This window comes from uncultured Phascolarctobacterium sp. (genome assembly GCF_905212365.1).
GTDB lineage: Bacteria > Bacillota > Negativicutes > Acidaminococcales > Acidaminococcaceae > Phascolarctobacterium_A.
On sequence record NZ_CAJMEH010000001.1, the window covers coordinates 80,024 to 97,084 of the forward strand.

At 50.6% G+C, this 17,061-nt stretch carries 17 protein-coding genes and 1 other RNA gene; 15 read left to right on the forward strand and 3 right to left on the reverse strand.

The window, feature by feature from the left end:
• The first annotated feature begins 39 nt into the window (after positions 1–39).
• The 12 genes from QZ105_RS00415 (at position 40) to QZ105_RS00470 (ending at position 11,374) form a co-directional block, all read left to right on the forward strand.
• Positions 40–1,125 carry an ABC transporter substrate-binding protein gene (locus QZ105_RS00415; RefSeq protein WP_293727870.1) on the forward strand — a complete coding sequence of 362 codons (1,086 nt, stop codon included), beginning with the start codon at positions 40–42 and terminating at the stop codon, positions 1,123–1,125.
• Between the two features lie 11 nt (positions 1,126–1,136).
• On the forward strand, positions 1,137–2,189 hold the full coding sequence (locus QZ105_RS00420; RefSeq protein WP_293727871.1) for an iron ABC transporter permease: 1,053 nt from the start codon (positions 1,137–1,139) through the stop codon (positions 2,187–2,189).
• On the forward strand, positions 2,190–2,957 hold the full coding sequence (locus QZ105_RS00425; RefSeq protein ID WP_293727872.1) for an ABC transporter ATP-binding protein: 768 nt from the start codon (positions 2,190–2,192) through the stop codon (positions 2,955–2,957).
• Positions 2,958–3,140: 183 nt separating this feature from the next.
• Positions 3,141–3,371: a preprotein translocase subunit SecG gene (gene secG, locus QZ105_RS00430; RefSeq protein WP_293727873.1), complete on the forward strand. Its 231-nt coding sequence runs from the start codon at positions 3,141–3,143 to the stop codon at positions 3,369–3,371.
• A 113-nt stretch (positions 3,372–3,484) separates the two neighbouring features.
• A complete protein-coding gene (locus QZ105_RS00435; protein WP_366935937.1) occupies positions 3,485–5,482 on the forward strand; it encodes a sodium-translocating pyrophosphatase in 1,998 nt (665 codons plus the stop codon).
• Between the two features lie 565 nt (positions 5,483–6,047).
• Entirely contained in the window at positions 6,048–6,800 is a 753-nt protein-coding gene (locus QZ105_RS00440) for an alpha/beta fold hydrolase (protein WP_293727875.1), read from the forward strand.
• Positions 6,801–6,857: 57 nt separating this feature from the next.
• On the forward strand, positions 6,858–7,271 hold the full coding sequence (locus QZ105_RS00445; protein ID WP_293727876.1) for a PaaI family thioesterase: 414 nt from the start codon (positions 6,858–6,860) through the stop codon (positions 7,269–7,271).
• Between the two features lie 68 nt (positions 7,272–7,339).
• On the forward strand, positions 7,340–9,670 hold the full coding sequence (gene rnr / locus QZ105_RS00450; RefSeq protein WP_293727877.1) for a ribonuclease R: 2,331 nt from the start codon (positions 7,340–7,342) through the stop codon (positions 9,668–9,670).
• Positions 9,671–9,676: 6 nt separating this feature from the next.
• A complete protein-coding gene (smpB, locus tag QZ105_RS00455; protein WP_293727878.1) occupies positions 9,677–10,144 on the forward strand; it encodes an SsrA-binding protein SmpB in 468 nt (155 codons plus the stop codon).
• A gap of 115 nt (positions 10,145–10,259) precedes the next feature.
• Positions 10,260–10,606, forward strand: a transfer-messenger RNA (tmRNA) gene (gene ssrA / locus QZ105_RS00460).
• Positions 10,607–10,710: 104 nt separating this feature from the next.
• Complete coding sequence (locus QZ105_RS00465; protein WP_293727879.1) at positions 10,711–11,001, forward strand: nucleotidyltransferase family protein; 291 nt, start codon at positions 10,711–10,713, stop codon at positions 10,999–11,001.
• On the forward strand, positions 10,985–11,374 hold the full coding sequence (locus QZ105_RS00470) for an HI0074 family nucleotidyltransferase substrate-binding subunit (protein ID WP_293727880.1): 390 nt from the start codon (positions 10,985–10,987) through the stop codon (positions 11,372–11,374). Before QZ105_RS00465 ends, QZ105_RS00470 begins: the two co-directional genes overlap by 17 nt.
• Positions 11,375–11,424: 50 nt before the next feature.
• Here QZ105_RS00470 and QZ105_RS00475 read toward each other — a convergent pair whose 3' ends face one another.
• Both QZ105_RS00475 and QZ105_RS00480 read right to left on the reverse strand, forming a co-directional pair.
• Positions 11,425–11,625 (reverse strand): hypothetical protein, encoded by a 201-nt coding sequence (locus tag QZ105_RS00475; RefSeq protein WP_293727881.1) that lies wholly within the window; start codon positions 11,623–11,625, stop codon positions 11,425–11,427.
• Between the two features lie 4 nt (positions 11,626–11,629).
• Entirely contained in the window at positions 11,630–11,893 is a 264-nt protein-coding gene (locus tag QZ105_RS00480) for a TM1266 family iron-only hydrogenase system putative regulator (protein ID WP_293727882.1), read from the reverse strand.
• Positions 11,894–12,043: 150 nt separating this feature from the next.
• Here QZ105_RS00480 and QZ105_RS00485 point away from each other — a divergent pair, with 150 nt between their 5' ends.
• Positions 12,044–12,670 (forward strand): 3'-5' exonuclease, encoded by a 627-nt coding sequence (locus QZ105_RS00485; RefSeq protein ID WP_293727883.1) that lies wholly within the window; start codon positions 12,044–12,046, stop codon positions 12,668–12,670.
• Between the two features lie 53 nt (positions 12,671–12,723).
• On the opposite strand, the gene uraA is transcribed toward QZ105_RS00485, so the two are convergent.
• Positions 12,724–13,974 carry a uracil permease gene (gene uraA, locus QZ105_RS00490; RefSeq protein WP_293727884.1) on the reverse strand — a complete coding sequence of 417 codons (1,251 nt, stop codon included), beginning with the start codon at positions 13,972–13,974 and terminating at the stop codon, positions 12,724–12,726.
• A 175-nt stretch (positions 13,975–14,149) separates the two neighbouring features.
• On the opposite strand from uraA, the gene QZ105_RS00495 reads away from it, so the two are divergent.
• Positions 14,150–15,385, forward strand: coding sequence for a Zn-dependent hydrolase (locus QZ105_RS00495; protein WP_293727885.1), 1,236 nt, complete (start codon positions 14,150–14,152; stop codon positions 15,383–15,385).
• Positions 15,386–15,547: 162 nt separating this feature from the next.
• On the forward strand, positions 15,548–17,044 hold the full coding sequence (locus QZ105_RS00500) for an argininosuccinate lyase (protein WP_293727886.1): 1,497 nt from the start codon (positions 15,548–15,550) through the stop codon (positions 17,042–17,044).
• Positions 17,045–17,061: the final 17 nt, after the last annotated feature.

The window sequence follows — 17,061 nt, forward strand, 5'->3', positions numbered from 1 at the left end:
TTGCGCTCTCCCTTAACTTTTCTTGTATAGGGATTTATTATGCGACATTATTTTCATAAAATTTTTCTGCTGCTTTTAGCTGTTGGCCTTTTACTTGCTTTATCCGGCTGCGGCAAGGGGCAGCAGGAAAATATTGCTCAGGAACAGGCTGCTATTGTGGTATACGACAGCTTGGGCAGAAAAATTGAATTAACAAAGCCGCTGACGCGGGTAGCTATTGCCAACGCTTATAATACCGACCTGACGGAGCTGGTGTCGGCGTTGGGCTGCTTGGACACTATTGTCGGCATTGACCAGAATATTTTGTGGAATCCCGACGCCTTTCATCATAAATTTACTAAGGATCAGCTGATTTGCGCCCGCGAGGGCTTGGCTATCAATTATGAAAAGGTAATCGAGCTGAAGCCGCAGGCTTTATTGATTTCCAGCAAGGGCAGCTGGTATGACGCACAGGAAAAGCTGGGGCATTTCGGGATTAAGGTTATCGTTATCGATACCCATCATTTGGAGCAATTTGGCGCTAACTGCGAGCTGCTGGGAAAAATTTTTGCTAAGGAAGCCCGCGCTAGGGAAATAAAAGAATATTTTGGCGGGCAGCTGGCCTATGTACAGAAGCAGCTGGCAAATATCAGTCCTCGTAAAACGGTATATTTTGAATGCGGCGGGCCGGGAGCCACAACCATGCCGGGCAGCTATTTTTACAGTTTGGTACAGTACACTGGCGGCACTAATATTATGGAGGACGCCGTGGAGCGCCACATAGTTCCGGAGGCCGTGGTGCTGCGTAATCCGCAGTATATCGTTAAAATGGCTGACCGTCGCTGGAAATATTCTTACCAGCCGCCTATGGAGGAGGAACACCTGCTTATTAAGCAGGACCTTTTGCAGCGTCCCGGTTGGGATGAAATAGACGCCGTTAAGCACGACCGTTTTTTTCAGCTTTCGTATTTTTCCCACTGTGGTGCTTCCAAGATCATCGGCGTACTTTACGTAGCGAAATTTTTGTATCCGGAATATTTGCCTGACCTGCATCCGGAGGCTGTCTTTAAGGTGTGGCTGACAAAATATTTAGGGCTGGATTATGTGGCCGGGCATACATACCCTGCCATGAATCTTGATTATTGAAGGGGAAGGCTATGTTGATTGAAAAACAATATCAAGCTTACAAGCAGGCCGCGCAAAAGAAGATTTTGCTGGCAGCCGCTTTGGTAATAATAGTAGCGCTATTCTGCCTGACCTTTGGCACGGAGCTGAGCCTGTGGGAAGGACTGGAGGCTGTTGGACGCTACGCTTGGTCGCAAGACTTTAACGAAGAACATATAGCTGCGGAAAAGGTGGTAATTTTTTTGCGCCTGCCGCGCATCTGTCTGGCAATTTTGGCGGGCGTGGGTCTTTCTGTTGCCGGTATGATGATGCAGTCGGTAACGCGCAACTTTTTGGTCAGCCCGTTTACTTTGGGCGTTTCATCGGCAGCGGCCTTTGGCGCGTCCATGTGTATTGTTTTCGGCAGCGCGACGGTTTTTTACAACGATTTTTTGATCATCGGCAGCGCATTTATCGCTTCCTTATTAAGTATGCTGGTGGTTTTTGCCGTAGCCAGGCGTGTGGGTATTACGGCTAATTCCGTAATCCTTGTGGGCATTGCTTTGAATTATTTCTTTGCTGCTATGACTGCTTCCCTGCAATTTTTTGCTCAGGAAAATAAGCTGGCGGCTGTAGTGCAGTGGACCTTCGGCACCTTTAACCGGGCTAACTGGCACGCCGTCTGGATTATCGGCGTAGTACTGCTGGTATGTTGCTTGTACGCTGTACGCTTATTGCTGCAATGGAACGCTATGGCCAGCGGCGATGATGAATTGGTTAAAAGCTTGGGCATCGATCCGGAACGGCTGCGGGGAACGACTATGTTTTTAGCGGTGCTGATTACGGCGACGATTATCAGCTTTACCGGCGTTATTGGATTTGTGGGGCTGATTGCGCCACACATGGCGCGTTTTTTAGTAGGGAACGATCATCAATGCTTGTTCCCTATGTCGGCAGCCATTGGCGCAGTGCTGCTGGTGTTGGCCGACACCCTGGGCAAATTCATTCTGTATCCTGTTAATGTGCCGGTTGGTATCGTGGTTTCCTTCGTTGGCGTGCCGATTTTCATTCATTTAATTCTTAACGCCAGAAAGGGTGGCTTGTAAATGCTGACGATTAATAATCTATCCTTTGGCTATCACGCTGGCAAAGCTGTTTTGGATAATATTTCCCTGCAGGTAGAGCAGGGAGAGGTGTTGGGGATTTTAGGCCCTAATGGTACGGGCAAAACTACTTTTATTAAATGTATTAACCGTATTTTGCAGCCGCGTTCAGGGCAGGTGCTGTTTGACGGACAGGATATTGGTATGCTGACCCAGCAACAGATAGCCAGGCTGATGGCCTATGTGCCCCAATACATCAACAGCTTTTTCCCGATGACCGTTGTGGACGCGGTGATGATGGGCCGCCTGCCCTACGCCGGGCGCAGCTATTCGGAGCAGGACAAGCAGATTGTTTTTGACATTTTGCAGCGTATGAATCTGGAGCAGTTTGCTTTTCGCAGTATCAAAGAAATGAGCGGCGGCGAAAGGCAGCGGGTATTTATTGCCCGCGCTATGGCGCAGCAGCCGCGGCTGATAATTCTGGACGAGCCGACCAGCAGCCTGGATCTGCATAATCAGCTGTTTATTCTGCATACGATTGCCGGACTTGCCAAAAAGAACGGCATTTCCATCATTATGACCATACATGATTTGAATTTGGCCGCTATGTTCTGCGACAAGCTGCTGATGCTCAAGGACACGCATATTTTTGCTTACGGCTCGCCGCAGAAGGTTCTGCACGAGGATAATATAGACGCTATGTATAAGGTGCATACTAAAATAACTACGGAGGATGGCTTTAAGCATGTCCGCCTGCTGAAGAAGCTGTAATTTTTTCATTATATCAGCGTTGTTTGCACGCTTAAAAAGGGCTTTTACGGACCGCCTGCTGCTGCGGTCTGTTTTTTTGTGCATTTTCAGACGGTTCTGTTAAATATTTTGCAAAATTACGTTGTAAGCTCACTATATTTATGGTAAAATATCATGGTACAAAAATGTGAGGAGGTAAGCTCTGTGATTGAAACTGTCTTGATAGTTCTTGAAGTTATCGTTTGCATAGCTCTCATTGGCGCAGTTCTGCTGCAGTCCGGCAAAGGCGGCGGTATGGGCAGTACTTTCGGCGGCAGTGACGGTGCTTTTTTTGGCAAGGGCAATGATCTGGATTCAATTATGGCTAAGGCTACGATTTATTTAGGCGCTGCATTTGCCGTAATTACGTTGGCGCTGGCCAAAATCAACGCTTAATGACTGTGTTGGCGCAGTCTTGGCTTATTACTCATGTTAAAAAGGGCGTAACTGCGCTCTTTAAATTTTAAATTTTTTATAAAAAGAAAGGGGTTAGGGTCTTGAGTTATTTAATGATCTCCATCGTTGTTGGCCTCATTGCATTGGCAGTTGCTTTGACGCTCAGCAGCGCAATCGGCAAGGCTCCTGCTGGTACTCAACGCATGCAGGAAATCGCCGGTTACATCCATGAGGGCGCTATGGCGTTCCTGTACAGAGAATACAAGGCTTTGTCTGTATTCGTAATCGTTGTCGCTATTGTTATTTCTATGTTCCTGTCTCCGCTTACCGCAGTTTGCTTCGTTGCAGGCGCTGTTTTCTCTGTAAGCGCAGGCTATATTGGTATGACCGTTGCTACTAAGGCTAACGTTCGTACTGCTGAGGCTGCCCGTCACGGTATGCCGGAAGCTTTGAAAATCGCTTTCTCCGGCGGCGCTGTAATGGGTCTGGGCGTAGTTGGCCTGGGTATCGTTGGCGTTGCCGCAGCTTATATGCTTTTTGGCAATATCGATATCGTTACCGGCTTTGGCCTGGGTGCAAGCTCCATCGCTTTGTTCGCTCGTGTTGGCGGCGGTATTTATACCAAGGCTGCCGACGTTGGCGCCGACCTGGTTGGTAAGGTTGAAGAGGGTCTGCCTGAAGACGATCCGCGTAACCCGGCTACCATCGCTGATAACGTAGGCGATAACGTAGGCGACGTTGCCGGTATGGGCGCCGACCTGTTTGAATCCTATGTAGGCGCTATCATTTCCGCTATTACTCTGGGCGCAGTTGCTTACCCTGGCGGCGAAGGCGTTATGTTCGTATTCGAGCTGGCTTTTGCAGGCATTATCGCTTCCCTGATCGGCGTTGCTTATGCCCGCAACAGCAAATCCAGCAATCCGCAATCCGCATTGAACCAAGGTACCTATGTTGGCGGCGTTATCGTAATTGCTGCCGCTTACTACCTGTCCACTTCTATTTTCGGCAATGCCGCAGCTTTCGTAGCTATCGCTTCCGGCCTGATCGTAGGCCTGCTGATCGGCAAAATTACCGAAATCTACACCTCTGCTGATTATTCTTCTGTGAAGAAGATTGCACAGCAATCCGAAACCGGCCCGGCAACCACCATTATTTCCGGTCTGGCAGTTGGTATGTATTCCACCTTCCTGCCGATGATCTTCATCTGCATCGGCGTAATCCTGTCCTTCTTCAGCATGGGCGGCGCTAAGGACGCAGGCATGGGCTTGTTCGGCATCGCTCTGGCAGCAGTTGGTATGCTGTCCACCACCGGCTTGACCGTAGCCGTTGACGCTTATGGTCCTATCGCCGACAATGCAGGCGGCATTGCAGAAATGTCCGAGCTGCCTCCTGAAGTACGTGAAATCACCGATACTCTGGACTCTGTAGGCAACACTACCGCCGCTATCGGCAAAGGCTTTGCTATCGGCTCCGCTGCTTTGACTGCCTTGGCTCTGTTCTCCGCTTATGCACACACCGTAGGTCTGAAGGCTATCGACCTGCTGAATCCTGTTACTCTGATCGGTCTGTTCGTCGGCGCAACCCTGCCCTTCGTATTCGGCGCTATGACCATGGAATCCGTTGGTAAGGCCGCTTATCAAATGATCGAAGAGGTTCGCCGTCAATTCCACGAAATTCCTGGCCTGCTGGAAGGCAAGGCTAAGGCTGACTACCAAAAATGTGTAGACATTTCTACCGCAGCTGCTCTGCACGAGATGATTATGCCTGGCGTTATCGCTATCGTTGCTCCTCTGCTGATGGGCTTCCTGTTCGGCACCGAAGCTTTGGGTGGTATGATCGGCGGCGCATTGGCTTCCGGCGTATTGGTTGCTATTTTGATGGCTAACGCTGGCGGCGCTTGGGATAATGCGAAGAAATTCGTAGAAGCAAGCGGCAGAAAGCATACTCCGGTGCATGACGCAACCGTTGTAGGCGATACCGTAGGCGATCCGTTCAAGGATACCTCCGGACCGGCAATGAACATCTTAATTAAATTGATGACCATTGTTGCTCTGGTATTCGCTCCTGTTTTGGCAGCTAACGGCGGCATCCTGCTGAGCTTCTTCAAATAAGAGCATGCAAATGTTAAACGCTCCTTCTCCTTGTGAGAGGGAGCGTTTTTGCTTGCAAATATTTGGCTTTCGTGCTATATTAAATATAGAAGGACAACCGCCCACAAGGTGGGTTGGCCTGTTATTGGGTAAGAGAATCCATCCCGTCACTGGCCAAGTTTAGGGATGGATTTTCTTTATGCAGAAATTTTATTGACACATCAGTCGAATGAAGGTCAGCAATGCAATGATAAACATTCCGAAAGCCATCAGGTCTTGGAAAGAAAAGTTTTTCATAAGCATCACCTCCAATCTCATTAGATGAAGGCCAAACCACCCTGAACACGGTTGTCTGTTGATATTTTAACACAAAAAATTAATAAGAGCAACATATGTTTGCGATATTTTGGCGTAAAGGAGACGTTTTGCTTGCAAATATTTAGTTTTCGTGCTATATTAAACATAGAAGGACAACCGCCCACAAGGTGGGTTGCCAAAGCTAAGTGGTGGAAGGCCGCCCCTCGAACTAGGCAAAGTTTTGGGGCGGTTTTTCTATACCTATATAACGTGGGAGGATATTTTAATTATGCAGATTATGGCGGGGGCAGAAACCTTTTTGCTGCAAGGTAATAATGGAAAAGCAGTATTGCTGCTGCACGGCTATACCGGCACGGCGGCGGAAATGCGGCCCTTAGGCGATTATCTGCATACGCTTGGCTACACTGTGCTGTGCCCGCGTCTGCCCGGACACGGCACTACGGTGGAGGATTTAGAGCAGACGACGGCGGACCAGTGGCTGGCAACGGCTGCTGCGGCCTGCGATGAGCTTTTGGCTGGATACAGCAAGGTGTATGTTGCCGGGCTTTCCATGGGCGGCCTGCTGGCGATGGCTATTGCAGCCTCTAAGCCTGTGCGCAGGGCGGCACTGCTGTCCGCTCCTATTTATGTGCGCGACAGGCGCGTACCCTTTTTGCCGTTGCTGCGCTACTTTATCCGCTATTTGCCTAAGCGAAAGCGCAACTACCATGAGATGAGCAAGTATTGCCAGGCTTATACGCGAATGCCTACCAAGCCCTTAAGCAGCTTGTTTGCTTTGGTGAAACGCTGCAAGAAGCAACTGCTGCCGCAAATTACCATTCCCTGCCTGATTGCTCAATCGACTATCGAACATACGGTGCAGCCGAAAAGCGCACAGTATATTTACGATAATCTGGGAACGCCGCCGGAGCAAAAGCAGCTGCTGTGGCTGGAGCGCAGCGGGCATATTTTAACGCTGGACTGCGAGCGGGAAACGGTCTTTGCTGCTGTGGGAAATTTTTTTGAGGCTGACGAAAAGTAATAAGTTTGTAAATTATCCTGCGGCACGGCAGGATTTGTCAGAAATAGAGGGAAAGATATGGATAAAAGCCTTTTGGATAATAACGAATACAGCTGGTGCTTTGCCTGTGGCAAGGATAATCCCAGCGGTCTGCATATGCGCTTTGAAATTGACGACGACTGCTGCCGGGCTTATTTTACACCGCGCCGCGAGCATCAAAGCTATACGGGGCGTATGCACGGAGGGCTGGTAGCTGTGCTGCTGGACGAGGTGACAGGCAATTATCTGTACTGTAAGGAAGGCAAGCCGTCGTATACGGCGAAAATAGAAATTCGCTACCGCCAGCCCTTGGCTATTGGCGAGGAGGTTATTTGTACCGGCCGCGAGCTGCGGCGCAAAGGGCGCATGGTAGAAATGCAGGGCACCATCTGCCGTAAGGACGGCACTGTGCTGGCAGAATCAACTTCTAAAATGATGATTAAGGAGGACTGAGGCTTGCGCTGCTTGCAGCAAGCAGCCTTGGTCGTTTGTTATGCGAAAGCATGAAAGGTATTTAGGTTATGCATAAGAAAATTCATGAGAAAATTTTAAATTTGATGCGCGACGGCAGCTATGCGCCGCTGACGGCGGAGGAGCTACTGGACGCGCTGGCCGGAGAATGCAGCGCTACTGACTTTTGGCAGGAGCTGCTGGCCTTGGAGCAAAACGGCGAGATTATCAAGACCCGTTTTGATACCTACGGTTTGCCGGAAAAAATGGGCCTGGTGGCCGGACGCTTTCAGCTGACCAGCAAGGGCTTCGGCTTTGTTATTCCCGATAATAAGGGTGACAGGCCCGATGTGTTTATTCCGCCACGTTCTTTGAACGGAGCTATGAATAACGACCGGGTACTGGCGCGCGTGAATAACGATACACATGGCAAAAAGCCGGAGGGCGAAATTCTGCGCATTATCGTTCACGCTAATAATAAGGTGGTAGGCGTTTTCCATCAAAGCGGCGACTTTGCATTCGTAACGCCGGATGATAAGCGCATCGGGCAGGACGTGTACGTGATGAAGCGCGATTTTAATAAGGCGCAGGACGGGCAGAAGGTAGTGGTAGAAATTACTGCCTGGCCCCAGGAGCACCGCAAGGCCGAGGGCAAGGTTACTGAGATTTTAGGTAATTTGGGCGACGTGGGCCTGGAGATTTTGTCCATTATTAAGCAGAACGATTTGCCGCTGGAATTTCCGGAGGAGGTTTTGGCTGCCTCCCGCAAAGTGCCGAAAACGATTAAAAAGAGCGAGCTGGCAGGGCGGCGCGACCTGCGCGGCCGTACTGTGGTAACGGTGGACGGCGAGGACGCCAAGGACCTGGACGACGCCGTGTATGTGGAGCAAATTGGCAAGGAGGAATTTCTGCTGGGCGTATATATTGCCGACGTCAGCTATTATGTGACGGAAGACAGCGTGCTGGATAAAGAAGCGCGGGAGCGCGGGACTAGCGTTTATTTGGTGGACAGGGTGCTGCCCATGCTGCCGGAGCGTTTGTCCAATGGTATTTGCAGCTTGAACGCCGGCGAAGACCGCCTGACTATGGCCTGCGAAATGCATATCGACGGCAAGGGCGCGGTGCTGAGCTACGAAATCTTCCCTGCGGTTATCAATGTGCGCCATCGCTTGAGTTATAATATTGTGCGCGCTGTTTTAGCTGGCGATAAGGAGCTGTGCCAGCGTTATGAGGATGTTGTGCCCATGCTGGCGAAGATGGATGAGCTGCGCCAGATACTGCACGATAAACGCGCCCGCCGCGGAGCAGTGGATTTTGATTTGCCGGAGCAAAAGGTTATTTTGGATGAAAAGCTGCATCCTATCGAAATCGTTCAGCGTATTCATGGCAATGCAGAATCCATCATTGAGGAATTTATGCTGGCGGCTAACGAAACCGTGGCTCAGCATATGTTTAAGCAGCGTTGGCCTTTCGTTTACCGTGTCCATGACGTGCCTGCGGAGGATAAAATGCAGGAGCTGGCAAAGCTGCTGGCTAATTTTAACGTCAAGTTCCGTGTGAGCGAGGAAACAAAGCCCAAGGAGGTGCAGCAGGCCGTTAAGGCGATAGCCGGCAGGCCGGAGGAACGGCTGATTACTACGGTAGCGCTGCGCTCTATGAAGCAGGCTGTGTATCAGACGGATAATATCGGGCATTTTGGTTTGGCGGCTAAATATTATACGCATTTTACTTCGCCTATCCGCCGTTATCCTGATTTGATCGTTCATCGTCTGCTGCGGCAATGGCTGCAGGCGCCTAAGCTGAAAAGCAGCGAGGTTGAGCCGCTGACGGAAAAGCTGGACATGATTGCTGAGCATTCCTCTATTCGTGAACGCGCCGCTGCCGATGCCGAGCGCGCTACGGTAGAGCTGAAAAAATGCGAGTATATGGCCGAGCATATCGGCGAGGAATATGACGGCGTTATTTCCGGCGTTACGGCCTTCGGCATGTTCGTAGAGCTGGCCAACGGCGTGGAGGGCTTGGTGCATATTTCCAGCCTGATGGACGATTATTACGAATTTTTCGAGGAGCGTTATGCGCTGGTAGGTACGCATACGGGCCATGTTTACCGTTTGGGCGATAAGGTGCGCATCGAGGTATTGCAGGTTAATATCAGCGACGTAGCCATCGATTTTATTATGGCGGGAGAAAACGCAGGCGTGCGAGAGCATATCCGTCAGCAGCTGCTGTCCAAGCAGAAGCCTGCCAAGGGATTCAGCAGCCAGCGCGTCGCTTTGAGCGCTGAAACCAATAAGAAAAAGCACGAGCGCAGCAAGGGCTTGAAGAATAAGCAGCCGGGACGCCGCAGCGGCAAGCATGGCAAGCCTGCGGATAAATCCAAGAAGCGCAGAAAGAAGAAATAATAGATTATGGCAGAAGAAAGAATTAAGATTATTGCAGAAAACCGTAAGGCGAGGCACGACTTTACTATTTACGAAACCTTTGAGGCAGGCATTGCGCTGACCGGTACGGAGGTAAAATCGCTGCGGGCAGGCAGAGCCAATATGAAGGACAGCTATGCCCAGGTGACGCGCCGGGCAGAGGTCTTTGTGTATAATCTGCACATCAGCCCTTACGATCATGGTAATATTTTTAACCATGACCCTTTGCGCAGCCGTCGTTTGCTGCTGCACCGCCAGGAAATCAATAAGCTCATTGGTAAGGTGAAGGAAAAGGGCTATGCTTTAGTGCCGCTCAAGCTGTATTTTAAGCGCGGGCTGGTAAAGCTGGAGCTGGCTTTGGCGGTGGGCAAGAAAAATTACGATAAGCGTCAGGACATGGCTAAGCGTGACGCTAAGCGTGAAATGGAGCGGGCGCTGAAGGAGCGCAGCCGCTAGGTTTGTCCTTTTGACATTTCACAGAAATGTGCGTTGCTTTTTCCCTTGCGCCATGGTACAATATTAGGCAGAAAAAGCGTATGAGCGCTTATTTTCGACCAATACATTCTAAGTCGGGGGTGTACTGGTTTCGACGGGGATAGGTGCGGTATGATAAGCGAGCCGTGGTCCGGCACACGTTAACTGTTGGGACGTTTAAATATAAACGCTGATAAAGAATACGCTTTAGCAGCTTAACTGCTAACTGTCATCTGAGCTCTTCCTATAGGCGAAGAATGACAGTCAATATGTAGGATACTGTATGGCCGACTCCCGTGGGCCTTACGGGAAACTCTGCGGGATAGCGACCTGGACGCCCGTCGATAGGCATTTAGGAAGCGAAATGCAATATGTCGTCTGCGCTCGGAGAAAGTTGTATGGCAATATTTTCGGACAGGGGTTCGACTCCCCTCACCTCCACCAGCTATTGTCAGAGATCGATCTGTTAAATTATATAAGGTGGATTAAAAGCGCTCGCAGAGCTTATGCTTTGTGGGCGCTTTTTACTTTGTCAAGGAGCCTTGCTAATGTATGGATTAAAACCGCAGCTATTGCAGGCCCTTGCAGCTATAGCACAATATTATGGTTTGCACAGGCTGATATTATTCGGCTCCCGTGCTCGCGGAGATTATAAGGAGCGCAGCGACATCGATTTGGCTGTCAGCGGCGGCAATGTCAGCGCTTTTGCCGCTGCGGCGGATGAGGAGCTGCCTACGCTGCTGCAGCTGGATATAGTTTCTTTGGATGGAGCGGTACAGCAGGAGCTGCTGCAGGCAATCGAGCAAGAGGGGATTATACTTTATGAAAAAATATGCTAATTTTTGCAGGGCCTTAGAAAATCTGCATGAGCTGGAAAGCTTTCAAGGAGAATATAACGCAATAACCTTGACCGGTATGGCTTCCCTGTATGGGCTTTGCTTTGAGCAAAGCTGGAAAGCCATGAAGGAAATATTGGAGGATCAGGGTTATCTTGCTGAAAAGCTGGGGTCGCCGCGTATGATTTTGAAATGTGCCTATGCTGCCGGTATGCTGCATGATGAGCAGCTGTGGCTGGATGCTCTGGCTTCCAGAAATAATGTTGCTCATTCCTATAATGAGGCTGTAGCCAAGGCTATTATTGAAGATACTAAAAATAAATATTTGAAAATGTTTGACGCCTTACAAGCCGAAATAGAACGTAATTGGCTGTAAAGCAGCAAAAAGCCCACGTCTGTTTAGGCGTGGGCTTTTAATGTCAGGCGTTAAAAGAAGATCAGCGGCGTGCGGTATACGGCGTTGGCCCCGGCGCTGAGGGCGACAAGGCAGCCTATGGAAAGGGCTACAAGCAGCGCCGCTTCTTTGGCGTTCAGCGGCTCCTGATTATTCAGAGCGCGCATGAACGCTTTGACGCACAGCGATACCAGCATACCGAAAAGAAATAGTGCGAAGAGAATATTCAGCATAAGCTTACTCCTTAGCGGCGCCTTCAACATTGGCATAGGCGGTTTTGGCCGTTACGCCGGGAAGCTCGCCCAGCTTGCCGGAAAGGGCGCTGATAATATCGCGGGGAGCGTCAACGGCTACGCAAATAATATTTACGCCCTTGGCGCGATAGGGCAGACCCATACGACCGATGATATATTGTGCATAATCGTGCAGCAGGCTGTTGAGCCGTGCTACAGATTCTTCCTGAGCAACGATGATGGAAATAACGGCAACTCTTGTATCCATAGCGACCTCCTTGAGTATCTGTCTGTAGTATTTCTTATTATTAGTATAGCATATTTTGCTGCAAAATGCTTGCTATAATTATTGAGAGATTTTACGCTGCGTGGTATGATATTGGTATCAATTAAATTCATACAAACCCAGGAGGTATTCATGGAATTTGTCGCATTAGATTTTGAAACCGCCAATAAGAGCCGCAACAGCGCCTGCTCCATTGGCTTGGTAACGGTTAAGGACGGGCGTATTGTTGATGAATATTATCAGCTGATTCGTCCGAAATATTTATATTTTGACCCCGATAATATTGCTGTCAACAGTATTACGCAGGAGATGGTCTTGGATAAGCCCAGCTTCAAGGAGCTGTGGCCGGAAATTTTACCGCGTCTGCAAAATAAACAGGTAGTAGCCCATTTTGCAAAATTTGACGTTAATGTGCTGCGCAGTACGCTGGAGGCGTATTATCTGCCGCTGCCGGATTTTGATTTTTTGTGCAGCTGGCTGTTGGCTAAGCAGGCCTTTCCTTTTTTAGAGCGCTTCAGCCTGGATTATGTAGCCGCATATGTGGGCTTTAAATTTCAGCATCATCAGGCTTTGGACGATGCCCGAGCCTGTGCCGCTATTATCAACGCTGTACTGGCAAAAACTCCGGCGCAGGATTTTCGCCAGCTGGCGGCGCTGTATAAGCTGCAATGCGGCGAGGTGAGCCGCGGCAGTATTACGCTATGCGAGCACCAGCAGGAAGTTCCGCCTGCAGAACCGATTATGGACTCTCTTTTCTGAGCAAGCAAAAATGCCTGTATACCATGAAGGTATGCAGGCATTTTCTTTAGGGTTTAAAATTCGTCCATCAGATGCAGATATTGGAACAGCTTAAAGAGCAGGCTCATAATAATGGCGACCAGCGTTGCCAGCACCATGCCCTGTACGGAAAAAGCGCCGAAGGACAGCTTAGCGCCGGACAGGCCGATAATCATAATAACGGAGGTCATGACCAGATTGGCAGACTTGCTGTAATCCACCTTGCTTTCTACCAGCACGCGGATGCCGGAGGAGGCGATAACGCCGAAGAGCAAAATGCAGATGCCGCCCATAACCGGTACGGGAATGCTGTGAATCAGCTGGGAAAGTTTGCCGCAGAAGGAAAGAATGATGGCCATAACGGCAGCGCCGCCGATTACCCAGGTGCTGTAAACCTTGGTGATGGCCATAACGCCGATGTTTTCACCGTAGGTGGTGTTGGGCGTAGCGCCGGCAAAGCCGCTGATGACGTTGGATAAACCGTCGGCAAACATGGAGCGGGAAAGGCCGGGGTCTTTAATGAGGTCGCGGCCGACGATATTGCCGGTAACGACTAAGTGGCCGATATGTTCCGCCATAACTACCAGCGCTGCGGGAGCGATAATCATAATGGCGCTGAGATCAAAGACGGGAGCGTAAAAATGCGGCACCTGGAACCAGGGAGCGTCGATAATGGGCTGGAAGTTGACCATACCCATGAAGGCGGCGAAAATATAGCCGCAGATAACGCCGAAAAGAATGGGGATAATACTCATAAAGCCGCGGAAGGCTACGGAGCCGATAACGCCGACTGCAAGTGTGAACATAGATACGGCGATGTTGGCGGCGACGATATTATCGCCGGTCAGGCCGGCCATGCCTGCGGCAGTAGGAGCCAGCTCCAGGCCGATAACGGCGATGATAGCGCCCATGGCGGCAGGAGGGAAGATTACGTCAATCCATTTAGTGCCTACATAATGAATAATCAGCGAGAAAAGCATGAAGAGCAGGCCGAAAACGATAAAGCCGGATTGCGCGTGGCTGTAGCTGGAGTTGGAAATAATCAGCAGCACCGGCGAAATAAAGGCGAAGCTGGAACCCAGATAGGAGGGAATCTTGCCTTTGGTTAAAAAGATATACAGCAAGGTGCCCAAGCCGTTCATAAAGAGGCAGGTAGTGGGACTGACCTTAAATAAAAAGGGTACGAGAACGGTGGAGCCGAACATGGCAAAAAGATGCTGCATGCTCAGAGGAATGTTAAGCAGCAGCGGCGGCCGTTCTTCAACTTGAATTACTTTGTGTTCCATGAAGAAAACCTCTTTTCTTAAAATTTTCTATTACTAATTTTATGTTGAAACAGAAGGAAATGCAAGCTATTTCTGCGAAAGAAGCGTCTTGCGCAATCGCCTTAGGGGACGTATAATGATTTTAGTTGTTTATTGTTTATTTAGTTGTGGGTTATACAAATGAGGAGGCAGTATCATGCAAGCAATCAATAAAGCACGAGTAGATAATTTGTTGGCCGGACTGGCGCAGTTCGGTGCCACCGCGGAGGGCATTACCCGATTGGGCTACAGCGCCCTGGACAGGGAAGCGCAAAACTGGCTGCTGCGTCAGGTGGCAGATTTAGGGCTGACCATGCGGGAGGACGCTGTGGGCAACGTCTTTTTGCGGCGCGAGGGCACAGAGCCGCAGCTGCCGCCGGTTGCCTGCGGCAGCCATTTGGATACGGTGATTCACGGCGGCGCTTACGACGGTATGTGCGGCGTAGTGGGCGCGTTGGAGGCGTTATATATGCTGAAGGACGAAAGCCTGACGCGCAGTATTGAGGTTATTATTTTCAGAGCGGAGGAATCCAGCCGCTTTGGCTTTGCCACTATGGGCAGCAAATTGATGACGGGCTTGGCGACGCCCGTTTCCTTAAATAAAAGTGCGAAAAAAGGCGATATTTCTTTTATTGAAGCGCTGCGGCAGTGGGGCTGCGACCCTGATAAATATACCAAGGCAGTCCTGCAGCAGGGCTGCTACAGCAGCTTCAGCGAGCTGCATATCGAGCAGGGCAAGGTTTTGGAGGAAACGAAACATCAGATAGGCATTGTCCATAATATTGCCGCGCCGACGCGCTTTAAGCTGTATGTGCAGGGCATGGCCGACCATTCGGGCGCAACGCCTATGGGGATGCGGCGCGACGCGCTGGTGGCTGCCGCTAAGCTGATTTTAGCGGTTAACGAGATTGCCACTAATGAGAAGGAGCATGGCACGGTAGGAACCGTGGGCGTGGTAGAGGTAGAGCCCGGCTCCATCAATGTTGTGCCCGGAGCCGTTACGCTGTGGGTGGATGTGCGCGGCGTGGATTGCGCCAGTATTGAGCGCACTCTGGCGGCGGTGCGGCAGCAGGCCGACGTAGTTGCCGCTGCGGACGGCGTGACTATTACTTGGGAAATGCTGACGGCGGATAAGCTGGTGGCGTTAAGCGGCGCTTTGGCGCAGCAGAGCGAAACGATTTGCCGTGAATTGGGATACAGCTATCTGCATATGAACAGCGGCGCAGGGCATGACGCTATGAATATGGCGAAGCTGGCGCCTGCGACGATGATTTTTATTCCCTGCCGCGGCGGTATCAGCCACAATCCGGCAGAGTTTGCCAAGAGCGAGGATATTTGCCGCGGCGTAGAGGTGCTGGCTCATATTCTGCTGAGGGAAGCGAATAAAAGATAAAAATAACGGGACTGGCGTGCGGGCTGGTCCCGTTACTGTTTTTGTAAGGTAAATGTGATATAATTTATACACACAGTGCGCATGCAGGCGAAGCGAGAGCCGTGGTTAAGGTGATGTAATGCTTGCATATAAAACCATTTGGTCAGAAGGGAGCGACTTGATATGAAAAAATTTCTAGCCGCGCTGCTGCTGTGCGCAGTGAGCGGAATGGCGCTGAACTGCGCAGCAGGCGAAGCGGCAGCGCGCGATAATTTTTACTGGTTGGGGCAGATAAATAAGGCGACTGCCGTTATCAATACTGACGATGGGCTGTTGACGCCGGAGCAGGGGCATAGATTTGCCATAGGCCTGCAAAAGGTTTTGGAGCAGGGGAACGAGAACGGCGGACAGCGCCCTGGTCTGGTAATAACCTTTGAGCCTTTGCTAATCGACACTGCCGGGTCGGAAATAACCAAGCTGCATGCAGGCCGTTCCAGTCAGGATATGCTGACGACGGTTAGCCTGGCTATGCAAAGAGAGCAGCTACTGGAGCTGGCTGTGGCGCTGAACGAGATGCAGCGCAGCCTGCTGAATTTGGCGGAGAAGCAGCAAAAGACTATTCTCCCGAATTATACTAACGGTGTGGCTGCCCCGCCCAACAGCTTTGCCCACTACCTTTTGGCTTATAATGCGGCGTTTGACAGGGATATGCAGCGCTTGCAGGCCTATTACAAGCGTTTAAACCGTTCGCCTATGGGCGCAACAGTGCTGAACGGCACGGGCTGGCCCTTGGACAGGGACCGCATGGCAAATTTATTGGGCTTTGATGAAATTGCCTACAATACCTATGATGCCGGACAGGTATTCCCTCAGGAAGCGCCGGTGGAAATGGGGGCTGTGGCCAGCAGCATTGCTATCCACATGGGCAGCTTTATTGAAGAAATTATGCAGCAGTATGCGCAGCCGCGGCCTTGGATTTTGCTGCGTGAGGGCGACGGCAATACCTATGTTTCCAGCGCTATGCCGCAGAAGCGCAATCCCGGCATTCTGAACAAGGCGCGCACCGATTGTTCAACATTGTTAGGTACGGCGGTGGGCGGCGTTTTCCGAGCTCATAATATTCCTGCCGGTATGGCCGACGGGCGGCTGCGCGGGACGGACGGCATTACCCGTCAGACCATCAGCGTGGTCAAGCAGTTTAATAAAATCCTTAATGCGCTGGAGGTTAATCCGGAGCGGGCTTTAGAGGAGCTTAATCTGGACTGGACCTGCTCGCAGGAAATCGCCGACGAGCTGATGCGTAAATATGAGGTTCCATTCCGCACGGGCCATCATTTTGCGTCGGAAATAGTTACTTATGCGCGGGCACATAATATTCCGCCTTCCGAGTTCGCTTATGCGGACGCCTGCACTATTTACCAACGGCTGGCGCAGGAGGACGCAGCTCTGCCGCAGAAGCTGCCGCTGACAGAAACGGAATTTCGCGCCTGCCTGAACCCTGTGGCTATCGTTAATAACCGTGCCGTTAAGGGCGGGCCGCAGCCTGCGGAATTAAAAATTATGTTTGCGCAGGCGGATAAAGCTTTAGCGCAGAATATAAATTGGCACAAGCAGGCGGCGGCAAAGGTCGTAAACGCAGAAAACAAATTGAATAATGAGTTTGAAGCATTGTTGAGATAGGTAGAAAAATCGAAAAA